Below are 1118 nucleotides of genomic sequence, written 5' to 3' on the forward strand. Positions count from 1 at the left end.
AGCGTACCAATACGATCGCTGCCATTTAAGAGCTTACTTTATTACTTGGTACTCATGGGAACAGGGACGTAATACTTTCTTGGGCTATATAAGGGGTTAAAGGAACGTTTTTGTGCCCAAGCAGCGGCCAATGAATACCTAGTCTAGAATAAAGAGTTCCTACTCTCTCGTACTGGCCTTATACCTGAAATTACATTCACTCTCGATGGATATCCTATGCCGAGATTAATATTTCCAGCCTTGAAATTGCAAGGCTTTTGGAATAGGGCTGTAACAAGGGTATTCAGTTTGCAGACCATATTCAAAAATAACCGAAGTTGACATTGCAAATGAAGATGAATAATTATATCGAGTAAACCTTTCAGGATTATTCTTCGCCGTCTTTTCAAGCACTGTCCAGATCATATCTTCAAGAAATTCAGGGTGGCGATTCGGATCGAGTGCCATCAAATCACGCATACAGAACCAGTTATTACCTCCTAGCTCTTGTTGGCGGGTAGCATTGCCGAAATATGCTTCTTGTAGTGCTCGCAGATGAGCTTTCAGAATTTTTGATTCCACGGTGTCCGTCTCGTCAATGTGCTGCAAGAAGTAGGGCAGTTTGGTGATGTCTGCCATTGCTCTTTTAGGCATAGCTAACGTTGCTGTGTCATATTGCTCATGTATCTCGCTCAGCAGTTGAGTGAGCTCGGGAGAGTGGGGTTGAGCTTGCACGCTCGCACAGGTAAGCAGCAGTAATGGTAAGACTGTTTTCATGGTCATTCTCCCTCTAGATACCTGATCATAATACCAGTATTTAGGCGGTGCATAAAGTTCTTTTTTATGCACCTAGTTAAGTATTATTCTTTCGAGTTTTGTGTGTATCTTGGCACCGCAGGATAGGCTTGGTCGGAGGTGACGTATTCCGTCCTTTCGGGTCTAGTGATCTCCTTTTCTACCTGCGACTTGACGGTCAGTTCAATCATCGGCTCAGGTTTGATGATGGGTTTCTGCGCTTCCTCTTGTTGAAGTTTTACATCATCGGTAACCCCATCAAAGCGCGCTTGATTAAAGAGTCCGCCCGTTCCCTTGGTATGCAGCATCTCGGTGCGGGTGTGTGCCACGGTATCGACGGTACT

Annotated in this window: 2 protein-coding genes; both read right to left on the reverse strand. The window is 44.7% G+C overall.

Features of this window, described 5'->3' with window-relative positions; all coding sequences use genetic code 11:
- Positions 1-225 precede the first annotated feature (225 nt).
- Complete coding sequence (locus tag AB4513_RS24070; RefSeq protein WP_102258274.1) at positions 226-756, reverse strand: hypothetical protein; 531 nt, start codon at positions 754-756, stop codon at positions 226-228.
- 83 nt (positions 757-839) lie between these two features.
- A partial coding sequence (locus AB4513_RS24075; RefSeq protein WP_133151976.1) for a hypothetical protein occupies positions 840-1118 on the reverse strand: 279 nt, incomplete at its 5' end.

The sequence above is a fragment of the Vibrio sp. 10N.222.54.E6 genome (genome assembly GCF_041473955.1).
Classification (GTDB): domain Bacteria; phylum Pseudomonadota; class Gammaproteobacteria; order Enterobacterales; family Vibrionaceae; genus Vibrio; species Vibrio tasmaniensis_A.

Bases quoted from the DNA above. Each gene is read 5' to 3' on its own strand.
- AB4513_RS24070 (WP_102258274.1), bottom strand. From the start codon at position 756: ATGAAAACAGTCTTACCATTACTGCTGCTTACCTGTGCGAGCGTGCAA.